Below are 19,969 nucleotides of genomic sequence, written 5' to 3'. Positions count from 1 at the left end.
CAGTGGGGTTGTGCTGTGTCAGGGGCAGGCGAAGAACGGCCGGATCCCGTGATCCCTGAAATACCGCTCGATCACCTTCGGATCCGCACTGTTATCGGCAATCGCCACATAGGTATCCGGGCGCAGCAGATAAAACCCGTTACGCGCCAACCCCGCCGTATCAAACGCCGGCCGCCAGTCGAACACGTGCAGCGGCAGGTTGTGCTCATTGCACCAGGCGATCATCTCGTCGCTGGTGTCGCCGTATACATGCACCTGCCAGCACGGCTGCCGCAGCGGTTCGTAATTATCCCCCTCACCATCATGCGCCCACGGCAAGCGATCACCGCCGTGGACGTGGCCGGCCGTACCCTGGCTCAGCGGCATGCCGCGGTAGTTGAGGGTGACTTGCGAGACGGTGCGGAAGAGGAATTCGAGGCTGGCCTCGAATGAGGCCATTTTCGGGATCAGAAACGGTGCCAGGCGCGTGCGCAGCAGATCGGCGATGCGCCCCTCGGCGGTGACGAAACTGAACACTTTGTCGGTAGTCGACACCAGCCGCCGGGCGAAGGCGATGCGTTCGGTTTCGTAGGTGTCGAGCAGCTTCGCCGTGGCGCTGCCGTTGAGCACGGCGGCGAGTTTCCATGCCAGGTTGATCGCATCGCCGATGCCGGTGTTCATGCCCTGACCGCCCGCCGGGCTGTGCACGTGCGCGGCGTCGCCGAGGAGAAACGCCCGACCGCTGCGAAAGTGCTCGGCCACGCGGTGATGCACACGGTAGGTCGAGAACCAGTTCACGTCTTCGATGTGCACTTTCAGGTGTTCGATGGCGCGGCTGCTGACATCGGAGAATTCCAGGCTTTCGGCGCGATCCGCGCGCTCGTCACGCACCGTGCCGATCAGACGGGCACGGCCTTCGCCGGCCAATGGAAACACGGCGAGGAAGTCCGCTTCATCCAGATCCAGGTGCAGCTCACCGTTCATCGCCGGGCCGCTGGCCTTGACGTCGGCGACGTAGAAAATCTGCTGATAGGTGCCGCCGGGAAAACCGGTGTCGAGGGTTTTGCGCACCACTGAGCGGGCGCCGTCACATCCCGCCAGATAGCAGGCCTGGCAGATTTCCTGTTCGCCATCGGGCAGGCGCAAATGCGCGGTGAGGCCGTCGCCGGTCTCTTCGAAACTTTCCAGGGTGGTGTCGCGTTCGACGGTGACGCCGTAATCTTCGAGACGCTCGATCAGCAGCCGTTCGTGTTGATCCTGCGGGAAGATTTCGACGAATGCGTACGGCGTCAGGCCTTCGCCGATGCGGTTCAGCGGCAATTGCGCGACCGGTTTGCCGTTGACCCAGAAATTTGCTGCCGCCACCCGATGGCCGTTGCGCACCACGGTGTCGGCCAGGTCCAGTTGCCGGTACAACTCCAGCGTGCGCGCCTGCACCGCCAGCGCTCGTGACGTGCTGCCGGGGGCGGAGGCCTTGTCGATGATGCGCACGCGCACACCGAGTTTGCTCAGCCACAGGGCCAGCACCAGACCGGTGGGGCCGGCGCCGATGATCAGAACGTCGCTGCGGTTCATGGGCCTGTCCTCCGTTGGCTGTGCAGCAAGTATGGATCAGATGGAAAGGGTAGCCAGTGCCGGCCTCTTCGCGAGCAAGCCCGCTCCCACAGTCGAACGCATTCCAAGGTGGGAGCGGGCTTGCTCGCGAAGGGGGCTTATGACCCGGCGCAAAAAAAGGCCCCGCAACGGCAAAGCTGCGGGGCCCTTGTTACGAAGGGATGACGTTTAGAAATCGATGGTGCCCGACAACTTCGCCACGCGCGGCTCACCCTGGGTCAGATAGCCGCCCTGTGCCGATTCCCAGTATTTCTTGTTGGCCAGGTTTTCGACGCCCAGACGCAGGGTCACGTCTTTCTGCGACACCTTGAACGCGTAACGCGCACCCGCGTCGAAGCGGTTCCAGGTCGGCAGACTGAGATTGTTGGCCGCGTCGGCGTACTGGCCGCCGGTGCGCAGCATCCGCGCATTCAGCGCCACGCCTTGCAGGCCCGGCACGTCCCAGTCGGCGCCAGCGTTGAACTGGAAGCTCGGCACGCCAATGGCACGGTTACCGTCGTTGGTGCCGTTCTGGGTGTTCTTCAGTTCGGTGTGCATCACGGTCACGCCACTGAGCAGGCGCAGGCCGCTGATCGGCTCGCCGAAGACGTTCATTTCCACGCCTTTGTTGATCTGCTCGCCTTCACGCACGTAGGTGCAAGTGGTGGCACTGTTGATTTCACAGTAACCATCGCTTGGCTGCTCGATGCGATACACGCCCAGGCTCGCACCGTAAGTGCCCATGTCGACTTTGACTCCGGCCTCGGTCTGCTTGGAGCGTGCCGGCGCGTAGACTTCGTTGCCGTTGGTTACCTGGAAGCCACCGGTGCTGGCCGGCGAGGTCGGGCCCTGGGCCAGACCTTCGATGTGGTTGGCGTAGAACGACACGTGCTCCCACGGCTTGAACACGATGCCGTAGACCGGCGTGGTGATCGATTCGTCGTAGCTCGACTTGCGGCTGCCGCTGCCGTAACTGGCGTAGTTGTAGCCCTGCACCACCAGTTGCTGGCGACGCAGGCCGGCGGTGATCAACAGGCGATCATCGAAGAAGCCGAGAGTGTCGGAGAGCGCAAGGCTGCGGTTGAAGGTCTTGCCGACAATGCCCGGATCGCTGACGTCGCCGCCGGAAAAGTTGCCGACCGGCGACGGGGTTTCCACCGGGTGGTAGATGTTGTTGGCGTACTTGGTCAGGTCGAAATCATAGGCGCTGCGCTGCTCGGCCCACAGACCGCTGAGGCCGAAGTTGAGCTTGTGGCTGACAGCACCGGTGTTGAACTTGCCGTTCAGGCCGGCCATCAGGCTGGTGTTGTCTTCATCGTGAGGAATGAACGAGCCGGTGGTGAACGAGGCGCCATTGTTGCCCACCAGCGTGGTCGAATTGTAGCGCCCGACTTCGCGGGTGTGCTTGGCGCCGCCGGCGACGTACGCTGTCCAGTTGTCGTTCAGGTCGTATTCGGCGCGGAGCATGCCGAAGGTGTCTTCGATGTCGGTGTAGCCCCACTTCGGCGCGTAATTGGTGTCGGCCGACGGCGCGTCCGGAATGTGCGTGGCGGTGCCGAGGTTGACCGAGTTGCGGCCACCGTTGACGCGTTCCTTCTGATAGGCGAAGTCGCCGGAAATACGCAGCGCGTCACCGCGATAATCAAGGCCGAGACTGAACAGTTTCGAGCGCTGGTTTTCGTGGTCGATGCCAGTGTCGCCTTCGCGCTGGGACAGGTTGATCCGCGCGCCGAAGCGATTGTCTTCGCCGAAACGCTGGCCGATGTCGAAGTGCTGACCGATGCGGCCTTCGCTGTTGATGTCGGTGGTGTAGCGGCGCAACGGCTCGTCGCCGGCGCGCTTGGGTTGCAGATTGACGCCACCGCCGATACCGGAACCGGTCGGAGTCACGCCGTTGATGAAGGCGTTCGGGCCTTTGAACACTTCCACGCGCTCCAGGGCGTCGGTGGAAATGATCTGCCGCGGCAGCACGCCGTACAGGCCGTTATAGGAAATGTCATCACCGTTGAGCGGCAAACCGCGGATCATGAACACCTGCGCCTGGTTGGAGAAACCCGAGGCCTGACGTACTGAAGAATCGTTGAGCAGCACGTCGGCGACGTCTTCGGCCTGCTGGTCTTGAATCAGCTGTTCGGTGTAGGACGTGGCACTGAACGGCACATCCATCATGTCCTGATTGCCCAGCACGCCGAGCTGACCGCCACGGGCGACCTGACCACCGGAATAAACCGGGGACAGGGCGCTGGGCGTCGGCGCCTGGGCATTGATGTTGACGTTGTCGAGCACCAACGCCTTGCTGTTTTCATCGGCCGCGTAGGCAGTGACCGTCAGGGAGCACAGCAAAGCGAGAAGCGTTGGGCGAAAAGGAACACCGGGTCGAGCAGGAGTGGACATGTTTCGTACCTGGCGGCGCGCCGCCGATGAGAAAATTTGAACGGCGCGGGGAACTCCTTGCGCAAATGCGACTCCAGGCGCAAATGATAGGAGTTCGCAGTAACGTTTTGCAAACGGTTTATCTTGCTGAAATTCCAGACCTGAATGGAAACCTGTGGTGAGGGGATAAATCCCCTCACCACAAAGGTCACAGTCCTAGCCTGCGCCACACTTTTGATCGTATGGTGAACCCGCCTCAATGCACGCCAAGGAGCGCCATGCACACCCCTCGATTACTGATCACCCTTGCCGCGCTGCTGGTGCTCGCCGGTTGCGCCGGCCAGCGCAGCCAGGCGCCGGCGCCGCGTGCGCCCGCCGAAGTGAAGGCCGAAATCGTGCGGCTGATGCCGGCGAAAGTGCCCGACCGCCAGGGCTGGGCCACCGACATCTACGCCGCGTTCGCCGCCCAGCACATCAGCCCGACCACGCAAAATCTGTGCTCGGTGCTGGCCGTGGCCGAGCAGGAGTCGACTTTTCAGGTCGACCCGACTGTGCCGGGCCTGGGCAAGATCGCCCGCGACGAAATCGATCGCCGTGCCGGCAAGGCTCACATCCCCGGAATGCTGGTCAGCGCCGCACTGGCCGTGCGTTCGCCCACCGGCAAAACCTATAGCGAACGCCTCAACGCGGCACGCAGCGAGAAGGAGCTGAGCGCAATCTTCGACGACTTCATCGGCATGGTGCCGATGGGCCGCACCTTGTTCGGCGGCTTCAACCCGGTACACACCGCCGGGCCGATGCAGGTCAGCGTCGAATTCGCCGAGCAACACGCCAAGGATTATCCGTACCCGGTCAACGGCACCATCCGCCACGAAGTGTTCACCCGCCGTGGCGGGATGTACTTCGGCATCGCCCATTTGCTCGGCTATCCGGTGAGTTATCACGAGCCGCTGTATCGCTTTGCCGACTTCAACGCTGGTTGGTACGCCAGCCGCAATGCCGCGTTCCAGAACGCCGTCAGCCGAGCCTCGGGCATCCCGCTGGCGCTGGATGGCGATGTGATCCGCTACGACTCGATCATGCCCGGTAGCACCGAACTGGCGGTGCGCACCCTCGGCAAGTCGCTGGGCATGCGCAACCCGACCATTCGCGATCAACTGGAGAAGGGCAAGACTCTGGAGTTTGAAGACACCAGGCTTTATCAACGAGTGTTCGAATTGGCCGAGAAGGCCGAAGGCAAGACTTTGCCGCGCGCGGTGTTGCCGGGTATCGTGCTGCAGAGCCCGAAAATCACCCGCAAGCTGACCACGGCATGGTTCGCCAAACGGGTGGATGAGCGCTACAAACGCTGCATGGCGAGGGGCGGGTGAGACGCCGTCACAGCACTTTGACCGCGCGACCAATCGCCTGAATCGGCCCGGTCGGTTTACCGATCGGCGAGCCATTGGCGCCTTCCAGCGTCAGCTCGAACAGCTGATTCGGTTGCAGCGGCGGCAGCTTGTCCAGCGGCACCGACAGCGCCTCGCCCGGTTTGACCAGCCCCAGCGACACCGGCCCTTGCCAGCCGTCAGCCTTGGTCCAGAACTCCAGCGCCTTGTCCGCCGGCACTTCGACCACGCCCAGCGGGATCAACTGAATTTCCCGTGGATTACTGGCCTGAATCACCCAGCCTGGCGCCTTGTCCTGCGGCGCGACCAGCACCACCAGATAATTCGGCTTCGACGGGGTCTGCGTCAGCAGAATTGCCCCCAATACCAGCGTGGCCGCCAGTCCGGCGGCGCTCAGCCCGCGCCACAGCGGCAGCAGATTCCACCACGAGGTTGACGGCGCAGCCGGCGCTTTTTGCGCGAACCGCTCGACACTGCGCTCGATGCGCGGCCACAAGTGCGGCGAAGGCTGCTGCGTCCCGGCAAATTCGGTCAGGTCGAGCAAGCGTCGCTCCCAGGCATCCACCGCCGCTTGCAGTTCGGGGTCGTGGGGCAAGCGCTGTTGCAGCGCTTCACGCTCCGGCGCCGACAGGGTGCCGAGCACGTATTCACTGGCCAGTTCATCACGTTCCTGCGCCGATTCAGTGGTCATCCCATGCACTCCCGCAAAGCGTTGAGGCTGCGTTTGATCCAGGCTTTGACCGTGCCCAGCGGCGTGTCCAGGCGCGCGGAAATCTGTGCATGGCTGTAGCCGTCGACATAGGCGTGGAGAATGCAGCTTCGCCGCTGCGGGTCGAGTTGTTCCAGACAACGATGGATCCGCGCCGAATGGCCCTGCACATCGAAGGCGTCCTCGTCAGGCACGGCATCGTGCTCTTCATTGAACGGCGTCTCCCGGCTTTGATCACGCAGCTGGTTCAACGCCAGATGCCGGGTCACGCTGAACATCCAGCCGCGCGCTGAACCGCGCGCCGGATCAAATTGCGCTGCACCGTTCCAGATCTTGATAAACGCCTCATGCACGATGTCTTCGGCCAGCGCCGCGTCACGCACCAGTCGTTTGGCAACGCCGAGCAGGCGCGGGCCTTCCTGCACGTACAAATCGCGCAGGGCCGACTGCTCGCCGCGGGCACAGGCAGCGAGACGGGCTTCGTAATCAAACACCGGTTCAGGCAAAGACATGGGGTGCAATCTAGCTCACATTCCGCAAACATCCAGACAACCCGGGTGTCCCTGTGGACGCCTGTGTGGGAGGGGGCTTGCTCCCGAAGGCGCTGTGTCAGTGAACGAGAGGGTGGCTGACACACCGCCTTCGGGAGCAAGCCCCCTCCCACAAGGAAGATTTGTGCGGGATCGGGAAATCAGTTCGCCGCCCAGAAAATGTAGTCGGCCTGATACTTCACCACTTCCTGCTTGCCCTTGTTCGCTGCCGTGCATTCGCTGCCTGGCGCTACGCCGCCCTTGAGCGCGACACGCTGGATGTAGCTCACGCCACTCATCGCGCCTTTGCCTTCAGCGGGGTTGGCCTTGACCAGTTGATAGGGCAGGTTGCCCGGGCTCGACGGGGCGACTGCCAGTTGCGTGCCGGTGACTTTCGAACCGTCCTTGGCCTGCCAGGTGGCGGGCGGGCCGAAGTAGGTGCCGACCTGCTTGCCGCTGCGATCATTGAGCACCGCTTTAGGGCCGACGAAAGTCCATTCGGTCTGCCCGGCCGCGTTGGGCTTGTCGCGGCATTCGTAAGTGATCTCGCCGACGCCAGTGGTTTCCAGGGCGATCTTGTGACCGTCCGGGACTTTGATTGCGTCGGGGTAACTGCTTTGGGCGAAGGTTGTCGAGGACAGGGCGAGCAAACCGGTGAGGCCAATCAGTTGAGTGATGTTCATCAGTGTTATCTCCGAAAGGGGTAGACGGCTGACAGCCGAAGAGGGCTGTTACAGGGACTACCCGTGGCGGAGGCATTTGGATGCAGTGCCCGACAAATATTGTTCAATCTCTGCAAATCAAAACTGTGGGAGCGAGCTTGCTCGCGAATGCGTAGTGTCAGTCGACTCATTTATATCTGAACCACCGCTTTCGCGAGCAAGCTCGCTCCCACAGGGGGCTTCAGCGGGCTTGAGGCCGGAGGCTTTCAGCAGTTCCTGGGTATAGGGATGCTGCGGTGCGGCAAAAATCTCCCGCGACGACCCTTGCTCAACCACCTTGCCATCCTTGATCACCATCAAGTCATGGGCCAGCGCATGCACCACCGCCAGGTCATGGCTGATAAACAGATACGTCAGCCCATGCTTGATCTGCAATTGCCGCAACAGGTCCACCACTTGTTTCTGCACCGTGCGATCCAGCGCCGAGGTCGGTTCGTCGAGCAGGATCAGCGCCGGCTCCAGCACCAATGCGCGGGCGATGGAAATGCGCTGTCGCTGGCCGCCGGAAAATTCGTGGGGATAGCGATGGCGACTCTTGGGGTCGAGGCCGACTTCCTCCAGCACGCGAATCACCGCTGCTTCGCGCTCGGCCTCGGTGCCGATGCCGTGGGTCAGCAACCCTTCGGCAATGATCTGCTGCACCGACATTCGCGGGCTCAGGCTGCCGAACGGGTCCTGGAACACCACCTGAATCTGCCGCCGTAATGGCCGCATCAAGCGTTGATTGAGCAGGCTCAACTGCTTGTTGCCGAAGCGGATATCGCCCTCGGATTCCACCAGCCGCAGGATCGCCTGGCCCAGCGTCGATTTGCCCGAACCGGACTCGCCGACAATCCCCAGCGTCTTGCCGCGTTGCAAGCGGAAACTGACCCCGTCCACCGCTTTGATGTACGCCTGCGAACGACTGAACAAGGCCTTGGGCAGGGCAAACCAGACCTTCAGATCATCGACTTCCAGCAGGTTGTGCTGGTACGGACTCGGCACCGGCGCACCGCTCGGTTCAGCCTCGATCAGCAAGCGGCTGTAAGGGTGCTGCGGCGCGCGAAACAGCGTCTCGCAGTCGGCCTGTTCGACGATTGCGCCGTGGCGCATCACGCACACCCGTTGCGCGATGCGCCGCACCAGATTGAGATCATGACTGATCAGCAGCATCGACATGCCGAGCCGCTGTTGCAGCTCGATCAGCAGCTCGAGAATCTTCTGCTGCACGGTGACGTCCAGCGCCGTGGTCGGCTCATCGGCGATCAGCAGTTCCGGCTCATTGGCCAGCGCCATCGCAATCATCACCCGTTGCCGTTGACCGCCGGAGAGCTGATGCGGGTAGGCTTTCAAGCGCTGCAGCGGTTGGCGAATGCCCACCAGTTCGAGCAATTCCAAAGTGCGCTCACGGGCGGCGCGGCCCTTGAGGCCCTTGTGAATCTCCAGCACTTCGCTGACCTGTCGTTCCACGGTGTGCAGTGGATTGAGCGAGGTCATCGGCTCCTGGAAAATCATCGCAATCCGGTTGCCGCGCAAACCGCGCATCTGCTGCTCGCTGGCGTCCAGCAAGTTCACCCCGTTGTAAGCAATCGAACCGTTGCTGCTGACGGTTTTGCCCGGCAGCAGGCGCAAAATCGAATGTGCCGTGACCGATTTGCCCGAGCCGGACTCACCGACCAGCGCCAGGCATTCGCCGCGGCGGATATCGAGGTTCAAACCGTGCACCACCGTCTGTTCGCCAAAGGCAACACGCAGGTCGCGGATCTCGATCAAATTGTTTTGCATGTCAGCTCCTTGGATCAAGATCGTGGATCAAACGCATCTCGGCAAGCCTCACCGATGAATACCAATAAAGACAAAATCAGCGCCAAGGCAAAAAACGCCGTCAGCCCCAGCCACGGCGCCTGCAGATTGCGCTTGGCCTGGCCGATCAGTTCGCCCAGCGAGGCGGTCCCGGCGGGCATGCCGAAACCGAGGAAATCCAGGGCGGTGAGGGTGGCGATGGCGCCGGTCAGAATGAACGGCAAGTAGGTCAGGGTGGAGGTCATCGCGTTCGGCAGGATGTGCCGGCACATCAGCTCGCTGTCGGTCAGGCCCAGCGCCCGCGCGGCTTTGACGTATTCCAGATTGCGTCCACGCAGGAACTCGGCGCGCACCACATCCACCAGCGCCAGCCAGGAAAACAGCGCCATGATCCCCAGCAGCCACCAGAAACTCGGCGAGACAAACCCGGACAGAATGATCAGCAGATACAGCACCGGCAGCCCCGACCAGATCTCCAGCACGCGCTGTCCGAGCAAATCGACCCAGCCGCCGTAATAACCTTGCAACGCCCCGGCAACGATGCCGACCAACGCACTGATGCCGGTGAGGATCAGCGCAAACAGAATCGAAATTCGTGTGCCGAAAATCACCCGCGCCAACACGTCCCGGGCCTGATCGTCGGTGCCCAGCCAATTGCTCGAAGAGGGTGGGCTGGGTGCCGGTTCAGTCAGGTCGTAATTGACCGTGTCGTAGCTGAACGGGATCGGCGGAAACAGCATCCAGCCGCCCTGATCCTCGATCAGCGAGTGCACGTAAGCGCTGGCGTAATCCGGCTGGAACGGCAGCTCGCCGCCGAAATCGGTTTCCAGATAATCGCTGAGAATCGGGAAGTACCAGGCGCCGTGGTAGCGGATCAGCAACGGCTTGTCGTTGGCGATCAGTTCGCCACCGAGGCAGATCAGGCACAGCCCGAGGAACAGCCACAACGACCAGCGCCCACGGCGATTGGCCTTGAACTGCGCGACCCGGCGCTGACCCAGAGGAGAAAGTGTGAACATCAGGCAGTCCTCGCCGAGAAGTCGATGCGCGGGTCGAGCAGGGTGTAGCTGAGGTCGCCGATCAGCTTGATCAACAGGCCGAACAGGGTGAACAGGAACAACGCGCCGAACACCACCGGGTAGTCGCGCGACACCGCCGCCTCGTAACTCATGCGTCCGAGGCCGTCGAGGTTGAAGATGGTTTCGATCAGCAAGGAACCGGCGAAAAACACCTCGATCAGCGCCGAGGGCACTCCGGCCACCACCAACAGCATGGCGTTGCGAAATACGTGGCCGTAAAGCACGCGGCGCTCGGTCAGACCCTTGGCCCGCGCTGTGATCACGTACTGGCGGCTGATCTCGTTGAGAAAGCTGTTTTTGGTGAGGATGGTCAGGGTGGCGAACCCACCGATCACCAGCGCCGTGACCGGCAGCACCAGGTGCCAGAGGTAGTCGCCGATCTTGCCCAATGTGCCGAGGCTGTCGAAGTTATCCGACACCAGGCCCTGCACCGGAAACCAGTTGACATAGCTGCCGCCGGCGAACACCACGATCAGCAGAATCGCAAACAGAAACGCCGGCATCGCGTAGCCGATGATGATCGCCGTGCTGCTCCAGACATCGAATGCGCTGCCGTTCCTGATCGCTTTGCGGATGCCCAGCGGAATTGAAATCAGGTAGGTGATCAGCGTTGCCCACAGGCCGAGCGACAACGACACCGGCAGCTTCTGCACGATCAGATCGGTGACCTTGGCGCCGCGAAAAAAACTGCTGCCCAGATCCAGCTGTGCGTAGTTTTTCAGCATCAGCCACAGGCGTTCGTGCATCGGTTTGTCGAAGCCGTAGTGGTGTTTGATTTCCTCGATCAGCGCCGGATCGAGGCCGCGGCTGCTGCGCCCGGCACCGCCAACCGCGGCGACTTCACCGCCGCCGCCCATGCTGTGTCCGCCGAAACCTTGCAGGCGCGCAATGGCTTGCTCCACCGGGCCGCCCGGCGCGGCCTGCACAATCAGGAAATTGACCACCAGAATGCACAGCAGCGTGGGGATGATCAGCAGCAAACGTCGACTCAGATAACGCAGCATGTCACTGGCCCCCCGCGAGCTGGGTGTGCATCTGTTGCGTGGTCAACGGCTTGGCCGAGACCTCCCACCAGGTGTTGAGGCCTTCGTCGTACGCCGGTTGCACCGGCGGCATGCCGAAGCGGTTCTGATACACCGTCGGCGTGCCTTTGGAGTAGTAGTTGGGAATCATGTAGTAACCCCATTGCAGCACCCGGTCGAGGGCGCGGGCGTAATGCACCATGGCTTCGCGGGTGTCGGCCTTGACCAGCCCGTCGATCAGTTGATCGACCGCCGGGTTGGCCAACACCATCGAGTTCGAACTGCCGACTTGCGTGGCACTTTGCGAGGCGTACAGGCTGTACAGCTCGCGGCCGGGGGAGACGATCGGATCGCCACTGCGCGGAAAACTGGTGACGATCATGTCGTAGTCGCGGGCATTGAGCCGATTGACGTATTGCGCCGAGTCGATCCGGCGCAGATTGAGGGTGATGCCGATCTGCGCGAGGGTGCGTTTGAACGGCAACAGCATGCGATCAAAACCGCCCTGACCGTCGAGGAAGGTGAACTCCAGCGGTTCACCGGCGGCGTTGAGCAGCCGATTGTTGTGCGGCGTCCAGCCGGCCTCGGCCAGCAGCTTCAGGGCTTGCAACTGCTTGTCGCGGATGTAGCCGCTGCCGTCGGTTTTCGGCGCCTGATACACCGTGGTGAACACCTCGTCGGGAATCTGCCCGCGCAACGGTTCGAGGATCTTCAGTTCCTCGGCGTCAGGCAGGGCGGTCGCGGCCATTTCACTCTTCGGCCAGAAGCTGTTCTGGCGCACGTAGAAGCCGCGCATCATCTGCTTGTTGGTCCATTCGAAATCCCACAGCAGGCTGATCGCCTGACGCACGCGGCGATCCTGAAAAATCGGGTTTTGCAGGTTGAATACGAAGCCTTGGGCCGCCGTCGGTTTTTCCGGGGCAAGGATCGCCTGTTGCAAGCGCCCGTCACGCAGCGCCGGGCTGTCGTAACCCACCACATAACCGGACGAGGAAAACTCGCGGTTGTAGTCGAACGCCCCGGCCTGCAACAGCTGGCGGGCGACGTCGGTGTCGCCGTAGAAATTCACCGTGAGCGTGTCGAAGTTGTACATCCCGCGACTGACCGGCAGGTCTTTGCCCCACCAGTCCGGGTCGCGCTGGAAACTGATGCTGCGTCCGGCATCGACCTTGCTCACCCGATACGGGCCGCTGCCCAGCGGTGGCTCGAAGCCGCCGCCGTTGGCGAAATCGCGAGTCTGCCACCAGTGTTCAGGCACCACGCGCAGGGTCGCCAGGTCCAGCGCGAGGGTGCGGTTGAGGTTGTTCTTGAAGGTGAAACGAATCTGCTGCGGATTCTCGATCAGCACCTCCTGCACATCGGCGTATTGCTGGCGATAGCTCAGGCTGCCCTTGGTCATCAGCAGGTTGAAGGTGTAGCGCACGTCCTCGGCGGTGATCGGCGTGCCGTCGGCGAAGCGGGCCTTGGGGTTCAGGGTGAAACGCACCCAAAGGCCTTCGGGATCGCGTTCCATCTGTTGCGCGACCAGACCGTAAACGGTGTAGGGCTCGTCGAGCGAACGGAACGCCAGAGGCGCATACACCCAGTCGTTGACCTGCACCACGGAAATGCCTTGATCGGCATACGGAGTGATGTAGTTGTACTTACCGATTTCCATCGACGCGCGACTGAGCGAGCCACCCTTTGGCGCGTGCGGATCGACGAAATCGAAATGCTCGAAACCCGCCGGATACTTTGGCGCCTCGCCATATACCGTCATTGCGTAGCTGCCGGTGGCCATTGCCGGCACGGCGGCGCAGAGCAAAACGCCGCCGAGCAGCAGGCCTGCCATGTTGCGCATGAATCTCATGAAGTTCTTCCTCTAAGCCCGAAAACTCACTGGCAACGCTGAAAACTGTGGCGAGGGAGCGTGCTCCCGCTGGGCTGCGAAGCAGCCCCAAAAAATCGGATTAACCCTGCAGATTTTTGTGAGTGCTGCGCACTCAAGCGGGAGCAAGCTCCCTCGCCACAAAGGTTTGCATTCACCCGGTGTCGCGGTGTTTTGTGCCTTAGAAGTGATACGTCATGCGCGCAAACAGCGTGCGGCCCAGCGGGTCGGTGTAGCGCGGGTCATAGCCGCTCTGGAAGTTGTAGGCCTGGTTGGTGAAAGGCGGGTTGCGGTCGAACATGTTCTTCATCCCCGCATCCACGTCCAGCACCTTGTTGAAGGTGTAGCCGGCCGACAGGTCCCACACCGAATACGACGCGACGCGCGCATGGGTATCGCGGTCGTAGTCGTTGTAGCCGGTGGTGAAGCGGTTGGTCAGCGACGCGCGAGCCGCGCCGAAGGTCCAGCTGCCGGTGAGGTTGTGTTTCCAGCGCGCGATCACCCCGTCCCCTTCGAAGTCGCCGACCTTATCGGTGAACGGGCCCTTGATGGTGCTCTGAAAGTCGTAACTGTCGACGTAGGTGCCTTGCAGCCCCAGACCGAACTGGCCGTAAGGGGTGTTCGGGAAGCGGTAGTCAAGCGATACATCGACACCGTTGGTCTCGACGATGCCGAGGTTGGCGTTGCCGGTGACGATGTAGTTGAGCGTGCCGTCGGCGTTGCGCACGAAGCGATCCGGGTAGCTGCCGGCCTGATCGAACACGGTGGATTCGGGGAACGGCTGGATCTGGTTGGAAATGTGAATCCACCAGAAATCCAGGCCCACCGACAGGTTACTGACCGGTTGGTAGACGAAGCCCAGCGTCACGTTGCGCGCCTTCTCCGGGGCGAGATCTTCGTTGCCGCCAATCTGGTTGAGGAACTGCTGGCCGCAATCGCGCCCGCCGTTGCCGCCCGGTTGCACCACGCCACCGGTACACAGCACCGGGTCGTTGTAGTAGCCCTGGGTGTAAGTGATGCTGCGCGGCGAATACAGCTCGTAGAGTGACGGCGCACGGAAGCCTTCACTGTACGCGCCGCGCACCACCAGCTCCTTGAGCGGCTGATAACGGAACGAATATTTCGGGTTGGTGGTGCTGCCGAAGTCGCTGTATTTGTCGTGGCGCACGGCGGCGGACAGTTCGAGGCTGTCGAGCACTGGCACGTTGATTTCGGCGTACGCGGCTTTCACGCTGCGGTCGCCTTCGACACTGCCGTTGGGGTCGATGCCGAGGCTCTGAATGTCACCAGCAAACTGTTCGAAGTCCTGGTGGAATTTCTCTTTGCGGTACTCGCCACCCAGTGCCAGACCGGAAGGGCCGGCACCGAACCAGTCGCCGATCTCGCGGCTGATCCGCCCGTCAAAACCGGCCACGCGGCCGACGGCGGTGGAGTAGGCGCCGTGGTACATTGCCTGGTCGATGTACTGCTGACCGGCGGCCGATTGCGGGCCGAACGGGTTGAGCAGACCGCTGGCCAGGCCGTTGATCATCGCCTGATCGCTGACATATCCACTGGTGACGCTGGAGACGATTTTGTTCTGGTTGTACGAGGCGCCGACGTTGTAATCCCAGCCGCCGACCAGACCGTCGAAGCTCAGCAGAAAGCGCTGACTGGTGTTCTGGTCTTTCGATTCACGCGGGCCGGCGGCGGTTTCGCGCCAGTTGACGTCGACCGGTTGCGTCGGGTCGAGGGCGAAGCCGGTCGGGCCGGGCGTGATGCCGTTGCCGGGGTAGTAGGGCGATGACGAATCCAGGCTCAAACCGGTGAGCGGTGCCGGGCCGACCGCCGTGGCGTTGTTGTTGCGCGACCAGAAGTATTCGAGGTTGACGTTGTGGTCATCCGCCAGCTTGCCGGTGGTCTTGCCGAAGAACGACGTCTTTTCGGTTTGCGGAATCAGGTCGATGTATTCGCGGGTGCTGAAGCGGCACAAACCGTCGCGCGCCACCAGATTGGGGCCGTTGCAATTGCTGTTGGCCAACGGGTTGGTGGCATTGCCGTTCTGGCTGTAGTTGCCGGGGAACGCGGTGCCGGAGGTCTGATCCAGACCACGGCCGGGCACATAGTCGCGGGCGAAGGAGCGGTCGTTGGCGTCGAGGTTCTGCTGCTTGTTGTAGTTGAACACGCCGAGCACGTTGAAGCGGTCTTGTTCCAGATCGCCATAGCCCCAGCTGGCGCTCATGTCTTTGGTGGCACCGCCGCCGCTGTGGGTTGGGGTTTCGCCACCGAGGGTGAGCTGGCCGTCGGTCATGGATTTCTTGGTGATGAAGTTGATCACGCCGCCGATGGCGTCGGTGCCGTACAGGGCCGACGCGCCGTCGCGCAGGACCTCCACGCGCTCGATGGCGGCAAACGGGATCATGTTCAGATCCACCGCGCCGCCGGCCGAGTTGGTGCCGGACAAGGCATTGTTGGCCAGCCGTCGACCGTTGAGCAGCACCAGGGTCTTGTTCGCGCCGATGCCGCGCATGTCGGCAAACGAAGCGCCACCGGTGGCGGCGCCGACCGAACCGGCGCTGTTGTTGATCGACTGGCTGCCGGTGATCCGCTGCACCAGTTCGGCGGTGGTGGTCACGCCCTGTTTGCGCAGCTCATCGGCCTTGAGAATGGTGATCGGCACAGCCGTTTCCGCATCGACCCGGCGAATCGCCGAACCGGTCACTTCCACCCGTTGCAGTTGCGTGGTCGGCGCCACCACCGCTGCCGCAGCGGGCACGGCCGCGTTGTCATCCTCGGCGGCTTGCACAGTCCCGGCACCCATCCCCATGGCCACCAGATACAACGGAACAAAACGGTGACGAGAGATCGTGGCCACCAAAGGTTTGAGCGTAAAGCGTGGAGTGTTCATCAGCATGGTTGTTTCCGACTTTATTAGACGTTATCGAAATGGCCTTGTGAGCCCTGATTGCGCAGGTCACGGGGGTGCCGCGCCGCGAAAAACCACTTTCTTCAAGCAAGCCGATCCCCTCCGAACACGCGTTGCGTTTTTTCGGTCGGCTGATTGCGACGGGATTCTTCAGCGATGCCGGGCGCGCTTCTCAACGCGCGCCCGGCATCGTACTCAGTGGGTGGTCATCACCGAAATCTTGCTGATGCCCGAGCGCTCGATGGACGCCATGGCCTTGGCCACCTGGCCGTAATTGACGTTGGCGTCGGCCTGCAACTGCACGCGCACTTCGGCGTCCTTGGCCTTGACCTCCTTGAGGCTGGCTTCCAGCGATTCCGGCGCCAGTTCGGTTTTTGCCAGGTAGAACTTGCCGTCCTGATCGACGCTGACCACCACCGGGTCTTTCTTCTCGGCGGGGGCGACGGCGTCGGTTTTCGGCAGGTTGACCTTGATCGCGTTGGTCATCAGCGGCGCGGTGACGATGAACACCACCAGCAGCACGAGCATCACGTCCACCAGCGGCGTGACGTTCATTTCGCTGAGCACTTCATCGCTGTCTTGCGTGGAAAAGGACATCAGCTGGCCTCCCGCACGGCGGCTGTGGTTTTGCTGGCGATGGCCTGACGGCTGATGGAAAACGCGCTGCGTGAAGCGAGGGCGTCGAAGTCGTGGGCGAAGTCATCCATGTCCGCCGAGGCGAGTTTCAACCGGCGCAGGAAGAAGTTGTAAATCAGCACCGCCGGAACCGCGACGGCGATCCCCACGCCAGTGGCGATCAGTGCATGGCCGATGGGGCCGGCGACCGCCTCAAGGCTGGCCGAACCGGTTTCGCCAATGCTTTGCAGGGCTTCCATGATTCCCCACACGGTGCCGAACAGACCAATGAACGGCGCGGTGCTGCCGATACTGGCGAGGATCGCCTGACCGTTTTCCAGGGAGCGGCGTTCTTTCTGGATCTGCTGGCGCAGGTTGCGTTCCAGGCGATCGGAACGGTTGATGGTGTGCGCCAGTTGTTGCGTGGTACGCGGCGATTCTTCCACCAGCAAGGCTTCGAAACCGCTGCTGGCGATGCGCGCCAGCGAGCCCGGATACTGGCTGGCGTGTTCGGCGGCGGTGAGCAGATCCGGCGCGCCCCAGAAAGCTTTGCTGAACTGTTTGTTCTGGGCTTTCTGGCGCAGGTATTGCGCCGACTTGACCAGCAGGATTGCCCAGCTGACCACGGAAAACAGCACCAGGCCCCAGAGCACACCGGGGACAATCATCGAAGACAGTGAAGAGTTCATGGCTACACCTCGCTTGCATTAAGTCGGTTATGAGTTGGGGTTGCCGTTACTGCGGCAATTTGAAATCGATGGTCTGGGTGGCGAAGCCGTCAATCGGCGTATCACCGCGCTTGGCCGGAATGAACTTCCAGTTCTTCACTGCCGCGACGGCGGCGTCATCCAGTTGCGGCTTGCCGCTGGACTTGGTCACCGTGACCGAACCGGCGCGACCGTTGGCCAGCACCTGAATGCGCAGCACCACGCTGCCTTCCCAATTGCGCCGCAGCGCCAGCGACGGGTACTCCGGCGGCGGGTTGCCGAGGCTGGCGAGACCGGAAATCGCTGCCGATTCCTTGACCGGGCCGGGCGCGGCGGCAGGGGCCGGTGGCGCGCTTGGTGTCGCCGGCGCAGCGGGAGCGGCCGGTTGTGCCGAGGCAGGCGGAGCTTTCGGCGGCTCGACTTTTTTCACCGGTTTGGGCTTTTCGAGCGGCTTCGGCTTTTCGATCGGCTTGGGCTTCTCTACCGGTTTGGGCGGTGGCTTGACCGCGTCTTCGTCTTCCACCGGTTGTTCAGGCTCCGGAGGTGGAGGTGGAGGGGGTGGCGGTGGTGGCTCCGGCGTGGGCGGCGCAGGCGGTGTCGGGCTGCTCAGCTCGACAGTCATTTCCGGGATCTGCGGCGGTGTCGGCAGGGGCTCGGGTCGAGTCTGCTGGAGAAACCACCAGGCGCCGCCGTGTATCAGCGCCGATACCGCTACCAGCAACAGCATCTGCTGTTTATTCAACCCGCCGGGTTGCGACGTGTTGGCTGCGAAGACCGGCCTGTCCGGTGGCGGCGGGATTGGCGCTTCCCGTAACGGCCCCGGCAGGGTTCTGTGCTTTACCGCATCGTTCATTAAAGCTCCCTCGGGTTGATGAAGGGCAATAAGGTGCCGTCCGAACAATTGGTTGATGTTCGAGTGGGTGGGTGAAACTTTCTTTTGGGTGTACGCAAGCCGATAGTTGAACTATCTATTGAACACGGCTTGCTTACAGTTACTGGCTTAGAGCCATCGACTTCGAGTGTTCATTAGCCATTCCCTGGTTGTTCTTGTGCTTTATGTAGGAGCGGCCCGAGCCTTCGGCAGCTCCTACAGTTGATTACTCAAATTTTGTTTTGCAACCGCTGTGCCAAATGTTGCGGAAATGTACAGCGGTTATTTCATGGCTGTTACCCGTGTCGCATTTATATAAGTTTTACTGGCGGGCCAAGTTTTCTTTAATGCGCGACTGTCCATGGCCCCGAATCCCGGGGCTTTTTTACAGGCGAGTCAGGCCTGGCGCTGTATCCGGCGGGTCAGCCAGATAGAGCCGCTGAACTCGAGTCTGCCAAGGCACTTGATGGTGCGCGGCGGACTGATTTGGTGCGGGTCAATGGATTAGCGGGTCACAGGCTGTATTCCTTGTTTTTGTTCAATTGAAATCATTGTTTTAAATATTGATTAGTTATGCTCGGGAGTGCGCTTTTGGTGCAATAACAAAAAGCCTTAAGTTATTGTTCGACAATCCTGTTGCTAGTCATTGATTGATCGTTTGTGCAATAACTTCATGCGGTGTATTTAAAAAATAAATAGTGTATTGCCGCTGGCGCAGCCAATGGCGCCAAACGCAGTGCAGGACTGTCGGGTTCAGGTAATAAGATAGATGTATTGATTACCGGGACTGTGGCGGTGAACTCGGCGTTGCGCCAATTGATACCCACAGGCAGTAGTGATGCGGCAGAACGATTGAAGATTCACGCAGTGACCTCCTTGTTGCCAGCTCGGATACGCGAACTTTTGGTTCGGTATCGCACCTTACAAGAACGCGGATAGCGTTCGATGATTGCTCTTGGTGCGGGATGGGCACCGCCAGCGCTGTTTTGCGAGGTTTGAATTCGCAAGTCGCGAGTGCATGGAAAAAATGTGCCAAAGCCGATACACCCGCTATAAATAGGGCTACACCAGACCTGTCGAGATCGAGGAGGGGACATGTATCAACTTTACGGACATCTCAATTCAGGTGCTGCCGCGATCGAAGCGGCGCTGGAGTTGTGCCAGATCGCCTACCGCTTCATTGATAGCCAGGCCTCGAGCGAAGCCGCCGAGGCACTGGCGCTGCTCAATCCACTGAAGCAGGTGCCGACCCTGCAATTGCCCGACGGCAGTGCGATCACCGAAAGTGTGGCGATTCTGATTCACCTGGGCCTGAGCTTTCCCGAGTCCAGTCTGTTGCCGGCCAAGCCGGGGGATCGCGACCAGGCGATTCGCGGCATGGTCTACATCGTCAGCAATTGCTACGCGGCCATCGGCGTCATCGATTACCCCGAGCGCTGGCTGGTGATGCCCGACGAGGCCTCACGGCAAAACCTGATGGCCGGTGCCCGTGAGCGTTTGCACTGGAGTTGGGAGGTGTTCGCCGACCAGTTTTCCGCCGAGCTGTACCTGGACGACGAAAAGCCGGGAGCACTGGACGTGCTGGCGGCCGTGGTGACGCGTTGGGCGGGGAGTCGCGAGCATCTGCGCCAGACGCGGCCGGGGTTTCATGCGTGGTTGCAGCGCATTGACCGGCATCCGGTGCTGGCGCCGGTATTTGCCCGGCATTGGCCTTCCTGAACACCCCATAAACCAATGTGGGAGCGGGGGGGGGGGGGGGGGGGGGGGGGGGGGGGGGGGGGGGGGGGGGGGGGGGGGGGGGGGGGGGGGGGGGGGGGGGCGGGCCCG

General features: G+C 61.8%; 15 protein-coding genes. 2 read left to right on the top strand and 13 right to left on the bottom strand.

What is annotated here, in order from left to right; all coding sequences use genetic code 11:
- Positions 1-18: 18 nt before the first annotated feature.
- Positions 19-1,554, bottom strand: coding sequence for an FAD-dependent oxidoreductase (locus NTD85_RS15695; protein ID WP_262142617.1), 1,536 nt, complete (start codon positions 1,552-1,554; stop codon positions 19-21).
- A 207-nt stretch (positions 1,555-1,761) separates the two neighbouring features.
- A complete protein-coding gene (locus NTD85_RS15690) occupies positions 1,762-3,966 on the bottom strand; it encodes a TonB-dependent receptor (RefSeq protein ID WP_262142616.1) in 2,205 nt (734 codons plus the stop codon).
- A gap of 257 nt (positions 3,967-4,223) precedes the next feature.
- On the opposite strand from NTD85_RS15690, the gene NTD85_RS15685 reads away from it, so the two are divergent.
- Positions 4,224-5,315 (top strand): DUF1615 domain-containing protein, encoded by a 1,092-nt coding sequence (locus NTD85_RS15685; protein ID WP_262142615.1) that lies wholly within the window; start codon positions 4,224-4,226, stop codon positions 5,313-5,315.
- 7 nt (positions 5,316-5,322) lie between these two features.
- Here the strand turns inward: NTD85_RS15685 and NTD85_RS15680 are convergent, their stop codons facing one another.
- From NTD85_RS15680 to NTD85_RS15630, 11 genes are all read right to left on the bottom strand, one after another.
- A complete protein-coding gene (locus NTD85_RS15680; protein WP_003223560.1) occupies positions 5,323-6,024 on the bottom strand; it encodes an anti-sigma factor domain-containing protein in 702 nt (233 codons plus the stop codon).
- Positions 6,021-6,554: a sigma-70 family RNA polymerase sigma factor gene (locus NTD85_RS15675; RefSeq protein WP_262142614.1), complete on the bottom strand. Its 534-nt coding sequence runs from the start codon at positions 6,552-6,554 to the stop codon at positions 6,021-6,023. Before NTD85_RS15675 ends, NTD85_RS15680 begins: the two co-directional genes overlap by 4 nt.
- Positions 6,555-6,733: 179 nt before the next feature.
- Complete coding sequence (locus NTD85_RS15670) at positions 6,734-7,255, bottom strand: DUF3455 domain-containing protein (RefSeq protein ID WP_110721270.1); 522 nt, start codon at positions 7,253-7,255, stop codon at positions 6,734-6,736.
- A gap of 117 nt (positions 7,256-7,372) precedes the next feature.
- Complete coding sequence (locus tag NTD85_RS15665; protein ID WP_262142613.1) at positions 7,373-9,058, bottom strand: ABC transporter ATP-binding protein; 1,686 nt, start codon at positions 9,056-9,058, stop codon at positions 7,373-7,375.
- A 14-nt stretch (positions 9,059-9,072) separates the two neighbouring features.
- A complete protein-coding gene (locus NTD85_RS15660) occupies positions 9,073-10,095 on the bottom strand; it encodes an ABC transporter permease (protein ID WP_103520715.1) in 1,023 nt (340 codons plus the stop codon).
- Positions 10,095-11,159, bottom strand: a complete 1,065-nt coding sequence (locus tag NTD85_RS15655; RefSeq protein WP_262142612.1) for a microcin C ABC transporter permease YejB — start codon at positions 11,157-11,159, stop codon at positions 10,095-10,097. Before NTD85_RS15655 ends, NTD85_RS15660 begins: the two co-directional genes overlap by 1 nt.
- A 1-nt stretch (position 11,160) precedes the next feature.
- A complete protein-coding gene (locus NTD85_RS15650; protein WP_262142611.1) occupies positions 11,161-13,026 on the bottom strand; it encodes an extracellular solute-binding protein in 1,866 nt (621 codons plus the stop codon).
- 199 nt (positions 13,027-13,225) lie between these two features.
- Entirely contained in the window at positions 13,226-15,937 is a 2,712-nt protein-coding gene (locus tag NTD85_RS15645; RefSeq protein ID WP_003223572.1) for a TonB-dependent receptor, read from the bottom strand.
- A 207-nt stretch (positions 15,938-16,144) separates the two neighbouring features.
- Positions 16,145-16,546 (bottom strand): ExbD/TolR family protein, encoded by a 402-nt coding sequence (locus tag NTD85_RS15640; protein WP_003223575.1) that lies wholly within the window; start codon positions 16,544-16,546, stop codon positions 16,145-16,147.
- Positions 16,546-17,253: a MotA/TolQ/ExbB proton channel family protein gene (locus tag NTD85_RS15635; RefSeq protein WP_003223576.1), complete on the bottom strand. Its 708-nt coding sequence runs from the start codon at positions 17,251-17,253 to the stop codon at positions 16,546-16,548. Before NTD85_RS15635 ends, NTD85_RS15640 begins: the two co-directional genes overlap by 1 nt.
- A gap of 46 nt (positions 17,254-17,299) precedes the next feature.
- Positions 17,300-18,124 carry an energy transducer TonB gene (locus NTD85_RS15630; protein ID WP_262142610.1) on the bottom strand — a complete coding sequence of 275 codons (825 nt, stop codon included), beginning with the start codon at positions 18,122-18,124 and terminating at the stop codon, positions 17,300-17,302.
- Positions 18,125-19,237: 1,113 nt separating this feature from the next.
- Between NTD85_RS15630 and NTD85_RS15625 the strand changes: the two genes are divergently transcribed.
- The gene (locus NTD85_RS15625) at positions 19,238-19,861 is read left to right on the top strand and encodes a glutathione S-transferase N-terminal domain-containing protein (RefSeq protein WP_262142609.1); all 624 of its coding nucleotides are present in this window, start codon (positions 19,238-19,240) and stop codon (positions 19,859-19,861) included.
- The last annotated feature ends 108 nt before the right edge of the window (positions 19,862-19,969 follow it).

The sequence above is a fragment of the Pseudomonas sp. 13B_3.2_Bac1 genome (assembly GCF_025466205.1).
Taxonomy (GTDB): Bacteria; Pseudomonadota; Gammaproteobacteria; order Pseudomonadales; family Pseudomonadaceae; genus Aquipseudomonas; species Aquipseudomonas fluorescens_H.
This window is presented reverse-complemented; position numbering and strand designations above follow the sequence as displayed.

Excerpts from the sequence above, each read along its gene's own strand:
- NTD85_RS15695 (WP_262142617.1), bottom strand. The coding sequence starts at position 1,554 with ATGAACCGCAGCGACGTTCTGATCATCGGCGCCGGCCCCACCGGTCTG.
- NTD85_RS15690 (WP_262142616.1), bottom strand. The coding sequence starts at position 3,966 with ATGTCCACTCCTGCTCGACCCGGTGTTCCTTTTCGCCCAACGCTTCTC.
- NTD85_RS15685 (WP_262142615.1), top strand. The coding sequence starts at position 4,224 with ATGCACACCCCTCGATTACTGATCACCCTTGCCGCGCTGCTGGTGCTC.
- NTD85_RS15680 (WP_003223560.1), bottom strand. The coding sequence starts at position 6,024 with ATGACCACTGAATCGGCGCAGGAACGTGATGAACTGGCCAGTGAATAC.
- NTD85_RS15675 (WP_262142614.1), bottom strand. The coding sequence starts at position 6,554 with ATGTCTTTGCCTGAACCGGTGTTTGATTACGAAGCCCGTCTCGCTGCC.
- NTD85_RS15670 (WP_110721270.1), bottom strand. The coding sequence starts at position 7,255 with ATGAACATCACTCAACTGATTGGCCTCACCGGTTTGCTCGCCCTGTCC.
- NTD85_RS15665 (WP_262142613.1), bottom strand. The coding sequence starts at position 9,058 with ATGCAAAACAATTTGATCGAGATCCGCGACCTGCGTGTTGCCTTTGGC.
- NTD85_RS15660 (WP_103520715.1), bottom strand. The coding sequence starts at position 10,095 with ATGTTCACACTTTCTCCTCTGGGTCAGCGCCGGGTCGCGCAGTTCAAG.
- NTD85_RS15655 (WP_262142612.1), bottom strand. The coding sequence starts at position 11,159 with ATGCTGCGTTATCTGAGTCGACGTTTGCTGCTGATCATCCCCACGCTG.
- NTD85_RS15650 (WP_262142611.1), bottom strand. The coding sequence starts at position 13,026 with ATGAGATTCATGCGCAACATGGCAGGCCTGCTGCTCGGCGGCGTTTTG.
- NTD85_RS15645 (WP_003223572.1), bottom strand. The coding sequence starts at position 15,937 with ATGCTGATGAACACTCCACGCTTTACGCTCAAACCTTTGGTGGCCACG.
- NTD85_RS15640 (WP_003223575.1), bottom strand. The coding sequence starts at position 16,546 with ATGTCCTTTTCCACGCAAGACAGCGATGAAGTGCTCAGCGAAATGAAC.
- NTD85_RS15635 (WP_003223576.1), bottom strand. The coding sequence starts at position 17,253 with ATGAACTCTTCACTGTCTTCGATGATTGTCCCCGGTGTGCTCTGGGGC.
- NTD85_RS15630 (WP_262142610.1), bottom strand. The coding sequence starts at position 18,124 with ATGAACGATGCGGTAAAGCACAGAACCCTGCCGGGGCCGTTACGGGAA.
- NTD85_RS15625 (WP_262142609.1), top strand. The coding sequence starts at position 19,238 with ATGTATCAACTTTACGGACATCTCAATTCAGGTGCTGCCGCGATCGAA.